This is a genomic window from Saccharibacillus kuerlensis DSM 22868, assembly GCF_000378145.1.
Taxonomy (GTDB): Bacteria; Bacillota; Bacilli; order Paenibacillales; family Paenibacillaceae; genus Saccharibacillus; species Saccharibacillus kuerlensis.
On record NZ_KB899277.1, the window covers coordinates 383,266 to 401,621 of the forward strand.

The following is an 18,356-nucleotide window of genomic DNA, read 5'->3' on the forward strand; positions in this document are numbered from 1 at the left end:
TATCCGATTTATTTACTATAAAGGTTAGGTCAGACCTAAGGTCAAGCTAATCCGGCAAATGAATTTACATTCACCACCTTTTACAATAAACTTACTAAAAATAACCGAAAACTATTGACTCCTATTTTTAATGCGGTATAATAAGGTCAAAGAAAGTCAAAGTTAAAGTCAATATAAATCAATCCTTCTAAAGTAAACCTATAGTCGAATTCAAACCATATCCAAATCAATTTATACTAAAACCAAACTGAAAGGGGCATGCCTTCATGCGCTGTCAACATTGCAACCACAATCAAGCAACCGTAGGTCTGAGCCTCACGCTTAATAATAAATCAGAAAAGATGTTTCTCTGCGAAGACTGTTATACGAAAGTAAGCGGCGGTGTACCGTTTACGGCAGGCTTCGGCCCTACCGGCCAATCCCCGTTAGAAGATCTGTTCCGCGGCTTCATGCAATCCGATCAACCGAATTCTGGGGCTGCACAGCAGCCGTCCGGTGCTAAGACTCAAAACGGAAGACGCGGCGGCGGACTGCTCGATCAGCTCGGCCGGAATCTGAACGACGCTGCGAGAGACGGCAGAATCGACAATGTGATTGGACGCGACGAAGAGATCGACCGTGTCATTGAAATTTTGAACCGCCGCAATAAAAACAATCCTGTACTGATCGGCGAACCCGGCGTCGGCAAAACCGCAATCGCCGAAGGGCTTGCACTGCGTATTACGGAAGGCACTGTACCCGCAAAACTGCTGAATAAAGAAGTTTACTCGCTGGATATCGCTTCTCTCGTCGCAGGTACAGGGATTCGCGGTCAATTTGAAGAGAAGATCAAGCAGCTGATTGCCGAATTGGAACAGCGCAAAAACGTTCTGCTGTTCTTCGACGAAATCCATCTGCTCGTCGGTGCAGGTTCCGCAGAAGGTTCTATGGATGCCGGAAATATCTTGAAACCGATGCTGGCTCGCGGCGAACTACAGGTGATCGGCGCCACGACGCTCAAAGAGTACCGGCAGATCGAGAAAGACGCCGCGCTTGAACGCCGCTTCCAACCGGTTATGGTTGACGAGCCGAGTCTTGAAGAAGCCATCGAAATTCTGAAAGGACTGCGCGCGAAATACGAACAGTTCCACGGTGTACGTTATTCGGACGAAACACTCGAAGCATGCGTACGCTTGTCGAGCCGCTATATTCAGGATCGCTTCCTGCCCGACAAAGCGATCGACCTGCTTGATGAAGCCGGCGCCAAATTGAATCTTCGCGCTTCAACCGGCGGTGCTGATGAAATCCGTATCCGTTTGGAGCAGATCAAAGTCGAAAAAGACGCAGCAGCCCGCGAGGAAGACTATGAACGTGCTGCCAAGCTGCGTGATGAAGAAGTCAGCCTGATGAAGCGCTTGAACGGCGAATCGGCCGATGCGGATATGCTCCAAGTAGGTGTGGAAGACATCCAGAGTATCATCGAACGCAAAACCGGCATTCCGGTCGGCAAGCTGCAGGCGGACGAACGCGGCAAGATGAAAAATTTGGCTGCACGTCTTGCAGGCCGCGTGATTGGTCAAAGCGAAGCCGTCGATAAAGTGTCCAAAGCGGTTCGCCGTGGACGCGCCGGTCTGCGCAGCGACTCCAAGCCGATCGCCTCGTTCCTGTTCGTCGGACCGACCGGCGTCGGCAAGACCGAATTGTCCAAAGCTCTGGCCGACGAACTGTTCGGCAGCAGCGAATCGATGATCCGTCTTGATATGAGCGAATACATGGAACGGCATTCCGTCTCCAAACTGATTGGCTCTCCTCCCGGCTATGTCGGTCACGAAGAAGCCGGTCAGCTGACGGAAAAAGTACGCCGCAATCCGTACAGCATCATTCTGCTTGACGAGATCGAAAAAGCGCATCCTGATGTTCAACATATGTTCCTTCAAGTTCTGGATGACGGCCGACTGACCGACAGCCAAGGCCGCAAGGTCAGCTTCAAAGATACGGTCATCATTATGACTTCCAATGCCGGCACCACCGAAAAGAAAGCTACCGTCGGTTTCGCTGCGGCAGGCAAAGCGGAACAAACACGCTCCATTCTCGATTCGCTTGGCAGTCATTTCCGTCCCGAATTCCTGAACCGCTTCGACGGTATCGTGCCGTTCGCTTCGCTCAAAGAAGAGGATCTGGTCACGATCGTCGACAATATGCTGGCTGAAGTATCGGGCAACCTGTCGGCACGCGGCATCTCGCTCCAAGTATCGGATGAGGCCAAAAGCAAGCTGGCTGCGCTGGGATATGATCCGGCATTCGGTGCCCGTCCGCTGCGCCGAATGATTCAACAACATGTAGAAGACGGCATCACGGATCTGCTTCTGGACGATGAAGACGTGACAAGCATTACAGTTGAAGTATCGGAAGATCAAATTCGTGTCGTACGGGCTTAACCCTATAGAATTGTTTTCATTTAGAAAGCAGTTATTCTCATTAGAAAGCAAAAGAAGCTGTCCCTCCATAAAAGGCGGGGCAGCTTTTTTGTGTTGGCATACGAACCTGCCGAACTGAACCGAGGAGGCCATGCGGGTCGGCGAAGGTCTTGTACGAAGCGTATTTTAAAAATTTAAATGCGGTGGCGCCCTTCTGGCGCCTCTTTTTTGAAAACGTCTTCCGAAAAAGGGTCTCTCTACTGTATCGAATATAAGAGGTTCTTCCTATCCAGCCTTCTAACTTTGTGTCGAATCTTGCCGATAAAAACAATACAAGTGACGAACGGAAACAGCCAAGTTATCCGAACTGTCTCAGCTACTTATTTCTCGATAACGGAGAGTGATTAAGAATGAAAAGTTTTAAAAATTTCAAGTTACGGTCCAAATTGTTGATACTGAATACAATAGCTGTTGTATTCCTGTTAACTATAGGGTCGGTCAGTTACGTCAGTGTTGGACAGATGACTTCCAACTCCCAAGACATGTACGAAGAAAATCTTATGAAAGTCAAAACGATCAATGAAGTTGCAACCAACTTCAATCGAATCATGAATGACATTTTGCAGTTGATGCTGACAAAAGACACAGCAAAAAATGCGGAGCTGCAGCAGAATTTTAAAGAAACTTCCGACCAAAATTCGGCTTTGTTGAACGCCTACGGTGACCTGCCAATGAATGCTGCCGAACAGGAAGTGTACAACCGGATCAGCGATTCGAGAAAGCTTCTGTTGGAATTGGAATATAAAGTAATCGACTTGGCTATGCAAAATGAAAATGTCGAAGCGTATTCGGTTTATGTTAACGAGCTGGAGCCGCAGAAAAACAAAATCGAAGGCATGCTTGTAGAGATGGCCGATCTGGTCGAAGCTGACGCCAAAGTCAGCCACCATGAAAATATGGCAGCCGGTGCCGCTTCTAAAACGGCGAGCATTGTCTGCGTTATCGTCGCCGCACTTCTGCTGGGTCTGCTGTCCATATTTATTACTCGTTCCATTACTCGCCCGATCGGAAAGCTGCAAACCTTAATGCAGCAGGCTGCAGAAGGCGACTTCACAGGCCAAGGAACCTATTTGTACAAAGACGAGACTGGTGCCCTGACAAACTCTTATAACAAGATGGTCGAATCACTCGGCTCCCTGGTCAAGCAGATTTCGGAAAATGCCGCTACATTAGCCGCAAGTTCCGAGCAGCTGCTCGCAAGCTCCGAGCAAAGCGCGCAGGCGACAGAGCATATCTCAACACAAATTCAGGAAATTAGCGAAGGCACGGATTCTCAAGCACGCGGAGCGGTCGAAATGAGCCGTACAATCGAAGAGATGAATGTCGGAATTCAACGTATTGCCGAATCTGCAACCGAATTGGCTTCGGATTCCCAAGATTCGGAATCCAATGTAATCAAAGGTCACGGTAAGCTTGATGAAGCGATTCGCGAGATGGAACAGATCCACCTATCCATCAGCAATCTTGCGGACGTTGTTACTTCGCTTAACGCCAAATCCGCCAGCATTGGCGACATTACCGATACGATCAAAGCCATTGCCGATCAGACAAGTCTGCTGTCGCTTAACGCTGCAATCGAAGCGGCCCGTGCCGGCGAGGAAGGGCGTGGATTCGCCGTAGTTGCAGCCGAAGTCAAAAAGCTGGCTGAACAGACGCAGGAATCTTCGGCTAACGTATCGGGATTGATCCATCAGATTCAGACCGAGACACAGATCGCCTTCCAGAGCATGGAAATCAGCCGCTCCCAAGCGGAAAACGGAAAGGTAGTCATGGGCGATGTATCCCGTGTGTTCGACGGTATTATGAGCAGTACTCGGAATCTGTCCGTACAGCTGCATGAAGTATCCGCCGTCACCGAACAGATGTCGGCAAGCTCCGAGCAGGTACTGGCAACTGTCGAATCGTCCGCATCTATCGCAGGCGGCACCAAGGAAATGACTCAAAGCGTAGCGGCCGCAGCCGAAGAACAGCTCGCTTCCGTACAAGAAGTAACCGGTTCGTCCGCTTACCTCAGCAAGCTGGCTCAGGATCTTCAGACGTCGATTGAACGTTTCAAAGTTTAATGCGTTCATCCAAGCATGCAAAATATCAACATGAAAAACGGACAAAAAGGACGACATCCACAAGATGTCGTCCTTTTTGCATATTGTCAGATTGGTTGTTGCAGGCAGCCCTCTCTGCTATCGCCTGCAATTCCTTCACTCCGGTCCAAGCAGCTCCAAAATGTCTTCGTTCGTCAATGACATCACGCTTTCTTCCCCCGGCCGAATCACTTCGTCGATCAGCGCATTCTTTTTCCGCTGCAGCTCATGCATTTTCTCTTCTACGGTGCCTTTGGCCACAAGACGAATAACCTGTACAACCTTGGTCTGGCCCATGCGATGTGCCCGGTCTTCGGCCTGACGTTCCACTGCCGGATTCCACCAGAGATCGTACAGAATGACCGTGTCGGCACCAGTCAGATTGAGACCCGTACCGCCTGCTTTAAGCGAGATCAGAAATACGTTTTTCTCTCCATCGTTGAATCGTTCGCACCGTTCAAGCCGTTCTCTCGCCGGCGTACTGCCGTCCAGATAGAAAAACGGCATCTCCCGATAGCCAAGTTCTCGGCCGATCAGACCCAGCATTTCGGTAAACTGCGAAAATACAAGCACCCGCCGACCGGAACGTCGGCATTCTTCCAGAGTCTCCAGCAGCTGCTCGAATTTGGCCGATCGTCCATTGTAATCTTCCACAAAAAGCGATGGATGACAGCAGATCTGTCGCAGACGGGTTAACCCGGCCAGAAACTGAATACGGCTGCGCCCCAGCTCTTCGCTGTTATCCAAATGCTTCAGCGTTTCGTAGCGCAGCTTCGCCAAGTGGGCGGCGTACAACTTCTTCTGCTCGGGCAGCAGCTCTGTCACATGCAGCGATTCAATTTTCGCAGGCAGCTCGCCCAGCACATCGCTCTTTAGGCGGCGCAGCAGAAACGGACGCGATCTTTTGGCTACCGCTTCGCGTGTCAGTTCCGCAAACTTGCGGCGTCCGGGATACAATCCCGGCAGCACGGCATCGAATATGGAACGCAGCTCCTCCAGCGAATTTTCGATCGGCGTACCGGTCAGTGCGAACCGGAAACCGGCGCGAAGCGCTTTGACTGCCCGGGCCGTCTGAGTATCGGGATTCTTGATCGCCTGCGCTTCGTCAAGTACGAGCGTATGCAGTTCCATACGCTCGTACAGCGGCAGATCCCGGCGCAGCAGCGGATACGAAACAATTAGAACGTCGGTACCCTTCGCTCTATTCAGTACGGCTTCGCGTTCACTATTCGTTCCGTCGGCCACGGCAGCACAAATCTGCGGAGCAAATCGCTCCAGCTCGCTGCGCCAGTTGTACAGCAGCGAGGCGGGCGCGACGACTAATGCCGGACGTCCGCTCTGCCGAATCTCCGGCAGCACTGACATCAGATAGGCGATACTTTGGATTGTCTTGCCGAGACCCATATCGTCGGCGAGTACGCCGCCAAGCCGGTAATGGGCCAGCGTCTTCAACCAGCGGTAGCCGGTCTGCTGATAGTCGCGCAGCACCGGAAGCATCGGCTCCGGCACCGGAAAATCAAGCAGATCCGGACTGCGCAGACTGTCCAGAAGACGTCGCAGCCCCCGATCAGGCCTCATTAGGCCGTCTATTCCGGAATGGACATCCTGCAGCATATGCAGACCTTCCGCTACCGGCAGGCGGAAAGAGGCCGAGTCTTCTTCGGAAAGAAAAGGTCGGTTTCCGTTCAGAAAGTCTACCAGCGTTCGGAATGCCTGCGTCTCCAGCGGAAGCAGCGCACCACTGCGCAGCCGATAATACTTGCGCTTGTCCTGCAGGGCCGCAATTACCTCACGGATCTCCGCTTCGGGAATCCCGTCAATAACGAAGCGGAACTCCAGCCAGTTGGACCGTTCGTCAAATTGTGCCGAAATTTTGGGCGGCGGACTGACACGAATGACGCGTTCCTTGACGGAAGTCGTCGCGTAGACCTTGGCCATCTTCTCCAGATGGGGCACAATGCCGTGCAGAAAAGCAAATTCCCGCTCCTCTTCCTGCATGTAGTAGCCGCTTTCCGTTCTCGTGAAGCCGGCTTCCTCCATAATCTCCAAAATGCGAAGCTCCTTGCCGCCTTCCCGAATCAGGATGCGGCTTTCGCCTCGCCGCTCCGAGTTTCGTTCGAGCGGATTGATTACAATATCCCCGTACTGAAACTCCAGTCCAGCCAGCATCCGGTCGTTCACCCGATCCAGATAAACGCTGGCCCGCAGCGGAATCTGTACAATTTGATCCGATACACTTTCCGCGAAAAAAACGTCTCCCAGCTTCATCAAGCCGGGTACTACTCGTTCCATAAACGAACCAATCTGTGCTTCGGGAATATGTACCGTCTCACCGAGAACTTCGCCTCCCTCTTCTTCCGCAAGCAAAATCTGTCTTAATTCGGCCAATCTGCGTGCTTCTGCGGCGGCAAGACGGTAGAATGTACCGTCATGAAGTGTCAGTCCATAGGATTCAAGTACATTCGTTTCAGCCATGCCTCTAACCCGCATACGCAGCCCGCCTGCCGCTGTACGTTCAAACTCGAACCGAAGCGGGATCGGATCTTGAGAAATTCCGATTCCGGGATATGTTCGTCCTCCGCTGCGGATTGCCGCTTTCGGAGCCGCTTCCAACAGCGGGGCAATCCCCTCCCAAGCATGCGGCGGCAGCGGCAGCGACGGCGGATCGCCGATCTCGCCCGTATACAGCGCGCCTGCGGAAGCCCGCTGCATTTTCTCGCTGCGCCGGATTTCCGCCAAACGCAGCATCACAGCGTCGTCGCGCGGGCCGAAGCAGTCGCCGGCCGGGTCATACCGGAAGTGACGGGAGAACGAATAGGCTTCGCCACGCTCAAATCTGTTCAGAAATTCCCGGATATCCGGCACCGAATAAGTCCGTTCGTAACCGACCCGAATCTCAATGCCAAGCAGCCCTCTGCGCGGGCCGTCCGAATAAGGCGAGATTAGGAATTCTGCTGTCAGTTCACGGCGCGATTCGAAGATTGAACGCGAACCCGCAAGCGCTCTGGGCTGTTGACGGAACAAATCCATGACCCGGCCGACGAGACGATCTTCGGGACGGCCTCCACCTGCAGAAGCATTTTTCCCCGAGCGGTTTTTAATTGTACCTTTCTCCTCTATCCCGTCATTCATTTCCGCTGCATATCGGGATTCCTCATCCGATAGATCGGACAGTTCCGTATCGCCTGCGGAAAGGGAAGACAGCAGACCTTCCCGCCTTAAATGGAGCAGCTGCAGCAGCGCTGCAGCCGTATGTTTGCAATACTGATCAAATTCAAAGCCGGCCGAACACGGACATTCAGCCGCCACTGCGTCATCGTTTCCAAAATGCAGAATTACGTGCAGAACATCTCTATCGCGCACATAAGCTTCGTATGCACCCGGCCCTTCTCCTTGAAGCCGATGCAGCTTCACTTTTCCTGCCCGGAACAACGTTTCTCCTTTCCGGTAGCTGCTTGTGCCGCATAACGACTTGATCATCCGTTCGTTCCATTCCGCCTCGGCCGTTCGTTCTCTCAATGCGCTTCCTCCATTGCATAGGGTATGAGTCCCAGTGTATCAGAAGGAACTCCTGTTTGCATCGTGTTCGCATTATGATTTGCATAAAAATCTATCGTGCAGCTATCACAAAAACGGCTTTCGCCGGTAGTTTACCGGACGAAAACCGTTGGTCGTTTCGCATGAAATGGCAGTTGGCACACCCAAGGTTCCGGTATACCTCCTGCCTGTTATGTATAACCAGGACCTGTATAATCAGAAAAAGGAATCCGTATACGCCTGTTCATCTCTGGTCGTTTGGCGGTTCATCCATTCGTTCAACGCTTCGGACAGCTCATACGGCGATCCCGCCGGCATATCCAGCGCCGGATTCACGACTTCCAGCACACGCTGCCACAGCAGAACCAGATGATGATCCAGTTCGTTCTGCAGTGAACGGCGGACTCCCATCAGCGCTACAAACAGCATCAGCAGTGCCGCTGTTGCAAGCAGAACCGCTTCCAAGTTTCCTGTGATCCCGTTAAGAACCGCTTCATGCACACCGAGTGCAGGCCAGACGAGATCAAGTCCCGCCGTTCCGAAAACAGCCAGCAGGACCAACAGCGACAGTCCGCTCAGCCCGTAGTCGGCTATGCGCAATCTTCCCGCCGCACGCTCGAACCCGACTTCGCCCGCATATCGTTCCAGATGAATCATCTGCTTGCGGAAGCTCGAATATTCTTTCTCCACCGGCAGCAAATAATAATCGATCAGTCTCTGTGCCGCCGACAAATGTGAGCTGACCATCCGGGATTCTCGCGGCCCCAGCACCGCCTGTCTCATCAGACTCATTCGGATTCCCTCCTGTTCTTCGCATACTTTCTCAGTTGCTTCCAGTATAGGGGATTGAAAGAAGCAAAAAAAGCCTCTCGCGGCCGAAAGGCTTTGGACCTAAAGCTTGATGGTTTGACCGTGAATAGAGGACCTGCGACCGGGCTTTCCTACAACAGCAGCTCCGGCTTCCCGATTCCGATACATTTCCCGGGACACTTTCCGGTCCCGGGACACTTTCCGGGATTTTGATTGTTCCAGCGAATTTGTTTCCGGTCTTGTGAGTGCGTATGTCTTCTCCAGTCGTTCTTTTGTTTCCTCTGAGATCTCGTGCCAATCTTCTTCCATGTTTTCTCACTCCCTGCCGATTTTTCCATTCCATTTTGTTTTTTATCTTTATAGATGCTTTTTACTATACACTTCTCCTCCCCAAAATAAAAAAGCCCTCTTCAGAGAGCTTAGCATGTCGAGAAAATCTAATTCAAAGCGAAGCGAATAGGCGGAGGGAGAAATTTGGTGAAGGAGCGCCAGCGTTCGCCTTTGAAATTGAGAAAACTCCACTAAAGTTTAATCATTTTTCTCAATTTCAACACGCGACCGGAACGAATTTCTCTTATAGCATTCAAGCTTCTAAAGCGAATAGGACTTTCTCGACAAAAAAGCCCTCCGAAGAGGGCCTTTTCCATCACACCATTACTTTACACATCATATTCGTAAACTCCACCGGATCTTCGATCGGCAGTCCTTCGATCAACAGCGCTTGGTTGTACAGCAGATCCGTGTACAGATCCAGCTTGGACTTGTCGCCTTCGAACGAAGCTTTCAGCGAAGCAAATACGTCGTGGTTCACGTTCACTTCCAGCACTTTTTCCGCTTTGACATTCGGATTATCCGGCATCATGCTGAGGATTTTCTCCATCTCAATTGAGACTTCGCCGTCAGTGCTCAGGCAGACCGGATGCGAACGCAGACGCTTGGATGCGCGAACGTTCGATACTTTGCCGGACAAACGCTCCTTCATGTACTCGAACAGCTCCTTGCTGCCTTCGGTTTCCGTCTCGTCCTGCTTGTCTTCTTCGCTCTCTTCGATGCCCAGATCGCCCGAAGATACGGAACGGAATTCCTTCTCTTTGTAGCTCATCAGCATTTTCACCGCGAATTCGTCGATATCGTCGGTGAAGTACAGGATCTCGTAGCCTTTGTCCGCCACCATCTCGGTCTGCGGCAGCTTCTCGATCCGCGTGTGCGAAGCGCCCGCCGCGTAGTAGATGTACTTCTGCTCTTCCGGCATGCGGGAAACGTATTCGTCCAGCGTAACCAGTTTTTTCTCTGTCGAAGAGTAGAACATGAGCAGATCCTGCAGCGCGTCTTTGTGCGTGCCGTAATCGCTGTACACGCCGTACTTCAGCTGACGGCCGAATGCTTCGAAGAACTTGTCGTACTTCTCACGGTCGTCTTTTTGCATGGACTTAAGCTGGCTCTTGATCTTGCTCTCGATATTTTTCGCGATCATCTTGAGCTGACGGTCATGCTGGAGCATCTCGCGGGAGATGTTCAGCGACAGACTTTCGGAATCGACCATACCTTTGACAAAGCTGAAGTAATCCGGAAGCAGGTCGGCGCATTTGTTCATGATCAGCACGCCGTTTGCGTACAGCTCCAGTCCTTTTTCGTATTCACGGGAATAGAAGTCGAACGGCGGCGTTTCCGGAATGAACAGAATCGAACGGTATACGACCGCGCCATCGGCGTTGATATGCACATGAGAAAGCGGCTTGTCGAATCCGTAGTGCTTCTCGGCATAAAAGTTCTCGTAGTCCGCATCGGTCAGTTCGCTTTTGTTTTTGCGCCAGATCGGCACCATGCTGTTGACCTGCTCTTCTTCAACCCGCTCGTCGAATTCGCCTTCGGCGCCTTCTTTCGGTGTACGAACCGTCGTATCCATCTTGATCGGATAGCGGATAAAGTCGGAGTATTTCTTGATGATCGAGCGCAGACGATAGTCCTCGAGGAATTCGTCGTAGCTTTCTTCTTCCGTATTGTTCTTGATGTTCAGAACAATTTCCGTACCTACTTCGGCTTTCTCCGCCGGCTCAATGATGTAACCGTCGGCTCCGTCGGATTCCCAGCGGTAGGCCAATTCTTCGCCCAAGGCACGGCTTGTCACGGTAACGCGGTCTGCGACCATGAATGCCGAGTAGAAACCGACGCCGAACTGCCCGATAATGTCGTGGCCGTCTTTGGCTTCGTTTTCCTTTTTGAAAGCAAGCGATCCGCTCTTGGCGATGACGCCGAGATTGTTCTCCAGTTCTTCCCGTGTCATGCCGATACCGGTATCTGTAAGCGTAAGCGTACGATTCCCTTTGTCGACGGACACTTTAATGTAGTAGTTATCCGGATCGAACGTCAGATTATCATCGGTCAGTGCCCGGTAGTAGATTTTGTCGATAGCATCGCTCGAGTTCGAGATCAGCTCGCGCAGGAAGATCTCCTTCTGCGTATAAATGGAGTTGATCATCATTTCGAGCAGGCGTTTGGATTCGGCCTGGAACTGCTTCTTTTCCATGCGTGATTCTCCCTCCGATTGGTCAAAACTGTTATTGGTTGTGCGGGGTGAAAACTCACTCGCTTCGTTGTTAGCACTCGATACTGCGGAGTGCTAATTCAATTTCTGTTATAGCATTGTTCAATATATCGTGTCAAGAAACGACCTTCTTTACTCAGTCCTCTAATGTATTTTGCAGGCATATTGTATGAGAAATTTTAGAATAAAGAAAATCATGCTAAAATAAGGATATAAAAATGACATTATAAAAGGAGGAAGAAGATGCCTCAACCTGTTTTGATTATCATTTTACTCGCCGTTCTCCTTGTTAATATTGCTTTAGTTTTTTTCTTTAAAGGCAAAAACAAAACGGATAAAGGTTTTCAATTTCTCTATTATAAATTGAATTATAGAAGAAGAATGATCAGAGATCTGATCCTTTTCCCGATCGTGCTGATCATCTTGTTTATGATATCCTACAATTCTGCCTTCTTGCCCGTAGGGAGCGCTATCACTTTTACTGTAGTGTATGCTGTGATCTCCGGAATTTATTTGGCTTACAACTTTAGAATGTGGCAGAAGCACGAAAAGATTGTATGATATTTTCGTTCATTAATTATTATTGAATTGCCCTTAACTTATTATTGAATTGCCCTTATTGTTGAACTGCGTATTTTCGAATACAGACATAATCCGATATACACCTCAATAGAATTAGGAGGTATTTCATGTCAGCTCCAAAAGCACACAAAACGAATGCAATGCGCATGCTTGAAGATCTTGGCATCGCCTACGAAATTCTGCACTACGATAACGAGGACGGGCAAATCCATGGCAGTGCGGTCGCGGAAAAGATTGGTCTGGCACCGGAAACGGTATTCAAGACGCTGGTCGCCCATGCCGGTCAGAACGGATTCGTGTTTGTCATTCCCGTTGGAGAAGAACTGGATCTAAAAAAGGCGGCCCGGGCAGCGGGAGAAAAGAAAATCGAAATGCTGCCGCTGAAGGATCTGCAGAAGTGGACCGGATATGTCCGCGGCGGCTGCTCGCCGATCGGGATGAAAAAGCATTTTCCGACGTTCATCAATGCGGCCGGCGAATCGTTGGAGCAGATTGCCGTAAGCGCGGGCAAAATCGGTATGCAGATGGTTCTCGCTCCTGCAAAATTGGCGGACGCGGCCAAAGCCTCGTTTGCGGATCTGGTCAAGCGGGCAGACAAATAAATTCCGGCACTCTTTCAGACAGAGACCGGTTTTTTTGTCATATTTCCGTTTACAGATATCCGCTTTGCTGTTCTACTTAAAGATATAAGTTAGAGATATAGATTAAGAATATAAGCTGGTGCCTGCCTTCCGCAAAGGGATAGCAATTACGAATACGGGAGTACGTACATGAACGAAACCAAACGCATTCTGATTATCGAAGATGAGACCGACATGGCCAAGATCATGAACGATGTATTGATGTTAAGCGGCTATGAGGTTCGTACAGGCGAAACGGGCCGGGGCGGGCTGGAACTTGCACGAAGCTGGAAGCCTCACCTGATTGTGCTCGATCTGACGCTGCCCGATATCGACGGAATCGAATTGTGCCGGCAGATTCGCACAGACTCGATCGTACCGATCCTGATTCTGAGCGCACGCGGCGGCGAAACGGACAAAATTCTGGGACTCGGCTTCGGGGCCGACGATTATATGACGAAGCCGTTCTCTTTCGGCGAATTGACCGCACGGATCGGAGCGCATCTGCGCCGCACCGAGATGCTGACGCCGGACAGCCGACTTCGTACGGATTCCAAGCCGGAAGACGTTCTTTCTTTTGGCACACTGGTCATCGACAAAAAAGCATATCAGGTTGAACTCCAGGAACAAGAAATCTCTTTTTCCGCCCGCGAATTCGAACTGCTGCATTTCCTCGCCCTCCATCCGGGGCAGGTCTTCTCCAAGTCCCAGCTGCTCGACGCAGTCTGGGGCTATGACTCTTATGGCGACGAAGGAACGGTGACGGTCTACGTTCGGCGTATCCGCGAGAAGATCGAAATCGATCCCTCCAATCCCACTTATCTAAAAACCGTCTGGGGTGTCGGTTATAAATTCGATGGCAGAGGCGGCGAGCTCGCTCTAGGGAGGGAACGGCCGTGAGCTTACAGTCGACATTCCGCCGCAGGACCCTGGCTGTCATTCTGCTGCTCCTGAGCGCTCTGGCCTTGGGCGTCTGGCTGCTTCTGGCTGTCGGCGAATCGAATCGTACAGACGCTAGGACAACCGTCAACCGCGCACGTGTACTGACCGGTCCGATTCTGCACGAGTTGGAAAAACTGGAATCCGGTGCAGGCGAAGAAGGGATTCCGGATCAGATCGGCAGGCTGAGCAGAGAAGCAGGCGCCGAGCTGGTCTACGTGGGAACAGACGGCTTTGTCCGCTTCGACACGTCAGACAAACAGCCGAGCGGAAGTCCCTTCGATCTCAAGCACGATCTGCATTACGATCTTCATGCATTGAAGACGGACCCGGGACACCATACGGTCGCTTTTCCTGTCGTATCGGACAGCGGAGCTCTGGTTGGCCATGCGGTCTTCACGCTTCGTGCCGAAGACGTTCTCCCGCCTGCGGCTTCCTTCCCTTCCTACCTGCTGGCGGCGCTGGTCCTCTGTCTGTTGGCGGCCTGCGCGCTGCTTCTGCTGAACCTCCGCACACTCCGACACCGGATTATAGATCCGTTGGAGCAGCTTCAGCTGCATGCCGGTCAAATTGTAAAAGGCGATTACTCTCAATCCGCCGAATACGGACACGGGGACGAAATCGGCACGCTGTACGCTTCGTTTGACCAGATGAGACTGCAGATCCGGGAGCTGAACGAGCGCCGTGATCGTCAGGAACAGGCACAGAAAGAATTGGTTTCCGGCATTTCCCACGATCTAAAGACTCCGCTGACTACAATTCGGGCTTACATGGAAGCCATACTTACCGGGCTTTGCCCAAGCAAAGACAAAATGATCGAATACATAAACGTCATGAACACGCATGCGGAGAAAATGACACGGCTGATTGATGACCTGCTGCTGCACGCCTTGAAGGAACTGGGGCAGATTTCTGTCGAACCTCGCGAGCAGTACAGCCGCGACGTATTCGGTCCGATGCTGCAAACGGTCGCCCATCGTACTGCCGCAAGCGGCCGAATATTTGGCGGTCCGACCGAACCGCCGAATCTACTGATCCAAGCCGACGCTTTCCGAGTTGAGCAGGTTGTGTTCAATCTTTTGGCCAACGCTCTCAAACATACACAACCCGGAGATGTGATCGGAATGTCGTTCGAAGAGATACCCGGTTATTTGCAGGTATCGCTGAGAGACAGCGGCAGCGGCATACGTCCCGAAGATATGCCGTTCGTATTCGAGCGCTACTTCAGAGGAAGCACTACCAAGCCGTATCACTCTTCCACTTCCGATCCCGGCAGTGGGCTTGGGCTTGCCATCTGCAAACAGATTGTAGAAGCGCATGGCGGAGGGATCACTTTTCGGAGTATGCCGGACCGTGAAACGGTATTCCGCTTTACGATTCCGCTGGGATAAGATTCTGGAACATTACCCAGCCATAATTCGGGAGCCCTTTCCGTCTGCTCGAAGAGCACTGTAAGACTTTATTAAGAATTGGAGCCGGGTCCTGTAAGATTCGGCGGCTATACTCCTCTTAGATCTTCATTCGACAGGAAAGAGAGGACACTCCTTTGAACCCATCCGTTATTTTGAAAGCCGTCAACTTGTGCAAAACGTATAACTCCGGCGGTGAGCAGTTCCATGCTGTCCGCAATGTATCCCTGGACATCCGGCAGGGCGAATTCACCGTTATTATGGGCGACTCCGGTTCCGGCAAGTCCACCCTGCTCTATGTGCTAAGCGGCATGGATGAGCAGACTTCGGGCGAGATTCATTTTGGCGGAGAACGCATTGACCGGTACAAAGAAAAACAGATGGCCGCTTTCCGTTCCCGGAAAATCGGCTATATCTACCAGAGCATCAATCTGGTACCGGATCTGAACCTGTTCGAGAACATCGCACTGCCGGGGTATATCGCGGGCCTCGGCAAATCGACAGTTCAAAAAAGAGCTGCCGAGCTGATGGACGAAATGGAGATCGGAAATCTCCGGCGCCGACTCCCCTCCCAGGTATCGGGCGGCCAGCAGCAGCGTGCGGCGATCGCCCGTGCGCTTATTCATTCGCCTGATCTGCTGTTTGCCGACGAACCGACAGGCAGCCTCAACTACGAGCATGGCGCTGCGGTTCTCGACATTTTGAGCGAATACAACCGCCGCGGACAATCTATTGTCATGGTGACTCACGATATCAAAGCCGCTGCCCGGGCGGATCGTCTGATCTTGATCCGCGATGGGCGTATCGGCGGCGAGCTGGACTTCGGCGAATTCCCCGAGGCGAATACCGCGCAGCGCGAGGAAATGATCTTTGCCTTCGTCACAGGGAAGGAGTGAATGCCATGCATACCGTTTGGATCTTGACGTTATCCATGCTGCGGCGCAAGAAGCTGCAAAATCTGTTAACCGCGCTGCTTCTGCTTCTCTCCGCCCTGCTGCTCGGAACCGCACTGACCGTTCTGCTGAATACGGAAAATTTATTCGAAGACGCTCACCGCAAAACAAACGGTTCCCAACAAATTCTGACGCTGGATCAAGGCCTTCACGATCCTGCCTTTGTATACCGCTGGTGGGAAGAACAGTCCGGCGTACAGGTATCAAAGTTGCTGCCCTACAAAAGCCTGTCCGGACTTACTTACAATAACGAGTCCCTTCCCAATCTCTATCTCTACATGATGAATACGCCGGAGCTTCCGTTCGGTGTAGATGAACTGTTATTCGCTGGAGAGACTTCTCCGGAACGCATACCGACTCCGGGCACGGTCTGGATCCCTACTTCGCTGGCTGCTTCAAGCGGAATCGGTGAAGGCGATACGATCGGCTTCCAGGCGCCCGGCGGCTACTTCGAACTTCGAGTGTCTGCAGTCGTCGTAGACGTCCCATACGGCTCTCCCTTCAGCACAAGCGCCCGCATTTGGATGAATGACGGCGATTACCGGAAGCACCTGGCTGCCGTCGAAGGCGGCGATCGTTATATGATGGGACTTCGTTTCGACGATTACGCCAAACAAGCCGAATATTGGACCCGCTTCGAGCAGGCGCTGAATTCCCCATATCTGGAGACAAGAACCGATTTTACGGAAATTTCGGCTTTCTATCTGATCTTGAACCGAATTATCGGCTTCGTCATGATCTTTCTCGGCACCGTGATGGCTGCTATTGCGTTAGCGACCATCGGATTCACCGTAGCCGACGCGCTTCTGACCAATTACCGAACGATCGGCGTACTGCGCTCCATGGGACTGACGATAACCGGTATTACGGCACCTTATGTGCTTCAATACGGATTGTTAGGTATTCCTGCCATCGGGATCGGGCTGCTGCTCAGCCGCTTCCCGGCTGCAGCCATCCTTGAAAATACCTTGTCGGTCCTGCGAACCGGCGACGTTCCTCTTATGCTGCACGGCACCGGATGGCTGATACTGACCGGAATACTGCTTGTGCTGTTTGTCCTTCTATGCGCTGCCCTATATGCCAGCAGGGCCCGTCACATTTTGCCTGCTCAAGCTATTCGCTACGGGATGGCAGAAGCAGACAGCGGCCGAAGCACCCAAGGAAATCATAAAGGCGGAATCGGTCTCGGACATTTCCCTGTTGATCTGGTCATCGCAGCCAGAAGTAGTACCGGAAGCCGCAGGGCTTCCTTGTTTACCGGATTGATCGCCTTGGTATCGTCTTCCGTATTGGTCTTCGGTGTTCTGCTGCTGTCCAGCATTTTGGCGACCGGCCAAAATGCCGGTCAATGGGGCTACGATGCTACCGACATCTCGGTAACAATCATTAACGAACCTCTTCTTGCCCGCAGCGACTTTGCCGAACGTCTGGATAACGATCCGCGCATTGCCGAATACGGCTGGTATACCGGCGCATCCGGTCTGCTTAAAAGTGATGAACCTTCGGCTGCCGGCACTTCCATGAACGTCTATCTGGGTCTGCTTGATGGCAGCTACGACTCATTGGGTTATGAAGTGCTAACCGGCCGTAACCCCCGAACTTCGGATGAAGTCGCACTCGGCCTGAATGCTGCCCAATTTGCCGGACGTACGATCGGCGATCTCGTTGACCTCTACATTCGGGGAGAGAAACGTACATTTACGATTACGGGAATTTATCAGTCGGTCGCCAATATGTCGAATTCGGCTCGGCTGGTCATGAATATGCCCTCGGATTCGGGTGTCCAGACGAACCTGACAGAGCGCACTGCCTTCGTATCCCTTCAGGATTCAGCAGATGCGGAAGAAGTCGCCAAGGAATGGAATACCGCTTATCCCGGTGCCTTGTCGGCCGCTTCACAGGCTTCTCTGATCGATGCGGTGTTCGGAGAAGCCGTCCGTTCTCTGCTGCTTCCGCTCGGTATGATGGGCATCCTCTTCCTGACCGTTACCTGCCTGATTGTCTACAGCGTCTGCCGCATTCAAGTTCGCAAGAACAGCCGAACCTACGGCATCTACAAATCCATAGGCCTATCTTCGCTCCGTATTCGGCGATCGGTCACGCTGGGGATCATATTTGTCTCAGCAGCCGGTGCAACCGTTGGAGCCATCGGCGGAATCTATCTGCTTCCGCTGCTGTTGAACCGCGTTCTCTCTAACTACGGTCTGCAGGAGCTCCCGCTCGCCGTCAGTCTTCCCGGTACCGTTGCCGCCGTGCTGTTCAGTACCGCAGCTTCCGCCGCCGGCTGCTGGTTGTCCTCACGCATCGTAGCCAAGACTTCGCCACGGATTCTGACTGTTGAATAAACATCGAGAACGGTGACAGACAAACAGACAGTTAAGCAGACAGGTAGGTAGGTGCGCAGATAAACAAATAACTGGAGAT

The 18,356-nt window shown here is 52.0% G+C and carries 11 protein-coding genes; 8 read left to right on the forward strand and 3 right to left on the reverse strand.

Annotated elements, in window-relative coordinates; translation table 11 throughout:
* Positions 1-266: 266 nt before the first annotated feature.
* Both F456_RS0101835 and F456_RS0101840 read left to right on the forward strand, forming a co-directional pair.
* Positions 267-2,417, forward strand: coding sequence for an ATP-dependent Clp protease ATP-binding subunit (locus tag F456_RS0101835; RefSeq protein ID WP_018975297.1), 2,151 nt, complete (start codon positions 267-269; stop codon positions 2,415-2,417).
* A gap of 389 nt (positions 2,418-2,806) precedes the next feature.
* Positions 2,807-4,519: a methyl-accepting chemotaxis protein gene (locus F456_RS0101840; protein ID WP_018975298.1), complete on the forward strand. Its 1,713-nt coding sequence runs from the start codon at positions 2,807-2,809 to the stop codon at positions 4,517-4,519.
* A gap of 135 nt (positions 4,520-4,654) precedes the next feature.
* Here F456_RS0101840 and F456_RS0101845 read toward each other — a convergent pair whose 3' ends face one another.
* From F456_RS0101845 to htpG, 3 genes are all read right to left on the reverse strand, one after another.
* Positions 4,655-8,056, reverse strand: a complete 3,402-nt coding sequence (locus F456_RS0101845; protein ID WP_018975299.1) for a DEAD/DEAH box helicase — start codon at positions 8,054-8,056, stop codon at positions 4,655-4,657.
* Positions 8,057-8,290: 234 nt separating this feature from the next.
* On the reverse strand, positions 8,291-8,866 hold the full coding sequence (locus F456_RS0101850) for a DUF6097 family protein (RefSeq protein WP_018975300.1): 576 nt from the start codon (positions 8,864-8,866) through the stop codon (positions 8,291-8,293).
* 664 nt (positions 8,867-9,530) lie between these two features.
* Positions 9,531-11,411, reverse strand: a complete 1,881-nt coding sequence (htpG, locus tag F456_RS0101860; RefSeq protein ID WP_018975302.1) for a molecular chaperone HtpG — start codon at positions 11,409-11,411, stop codon at positions 9,531-9,533.
* Between the two features lie 261 nt (positions 11,412-11,672).
* Between htpG and F456_RS23390 the strand changes: the two genes are divergently transcribed.
* The 6 genes from F456_RS23390 (at position 11,673) to F456_RS0101890 (ending at position 18,277) form a co-directional block, all read left to right on the forward strand.
* Positions 11,673-11,990 carry a hypothetical protein gene (locus tag F456_RS23390; RefSeq protein ID WP_018975303.1) on the forward strand — a complete coding sequence of 106 codons (318 nt, stop codon included), beginning with the start codon at positions 11,673-11,675 and terminating at the stop codon, positions 11,988-11,990.
* A gap of 128 nt (positions 11,991-12,118) precedes the next feature.
* Positions 12,119-12,613 carry a Cys-tRNA(Pro) deacylase gene (gene ybaK, locus F456_RS0101870; RefSeq protein ID WP_018975304.1) on the forward strand — a complete coding sequence of 165 codons (495 nt, stop codon included), beginning with the start codon at positions 12,119-12,121 and terminating at the stop codon, positions 12,611-12,613.
* Positions 12,614-12,781: 168 nt separating this feature from the next.
* Positions 12,782-13,531: a response regulator transcription factor gene (locus F456_RS0101875; protein ID WP_018975305.1), complete on the forward strand. Its 750-nt coding sequence runs from the start codon at positions 12,782-12,784 to the stop codon at positions 13,529-13,531.
* Positions 13,528-14,961 (forward strand): HAMP domain-containing sensor histidine kinase, encoded by a 1,434-nt coding sequence (locus F456_RS0101880; protein WP_018975306.1) that lies wholly within the window; start codon positions 13,528-13,530, stop codon positions 14,959-14,961. Before F456_RS0101875 ends, F456_RS0101880 begins: the two co-directional genes overlap by 4 nt.
* Before the next feature lie 155 nt (positions 14,962-15,116).
* Positions 15,117-15,875 (forward strand): ABC transporter ATP-binding protein, encoded by a 759-nt coding sequence (locus F456_RS0101885; RefSeq protein WP_018975307.1) that lies wholly within the window; start codon positions 15,117-15,119, stop codon positions 15,873-15,875.
* Between the two features lie 5 nt (positions 15,876-15,880).
* Positions 15,881-18,277, forward strand: a complete 2,397-nt coding sequence (locus F456_RS0101890; RefSeq protein ID WP_018975308.1) for an ABC transporter permease — start codon at positions 15,881-15,883, stop codon at positions 18,275-18,277.
* Positions 18,278-18,356: the final 79 nt, after the last annotated feature.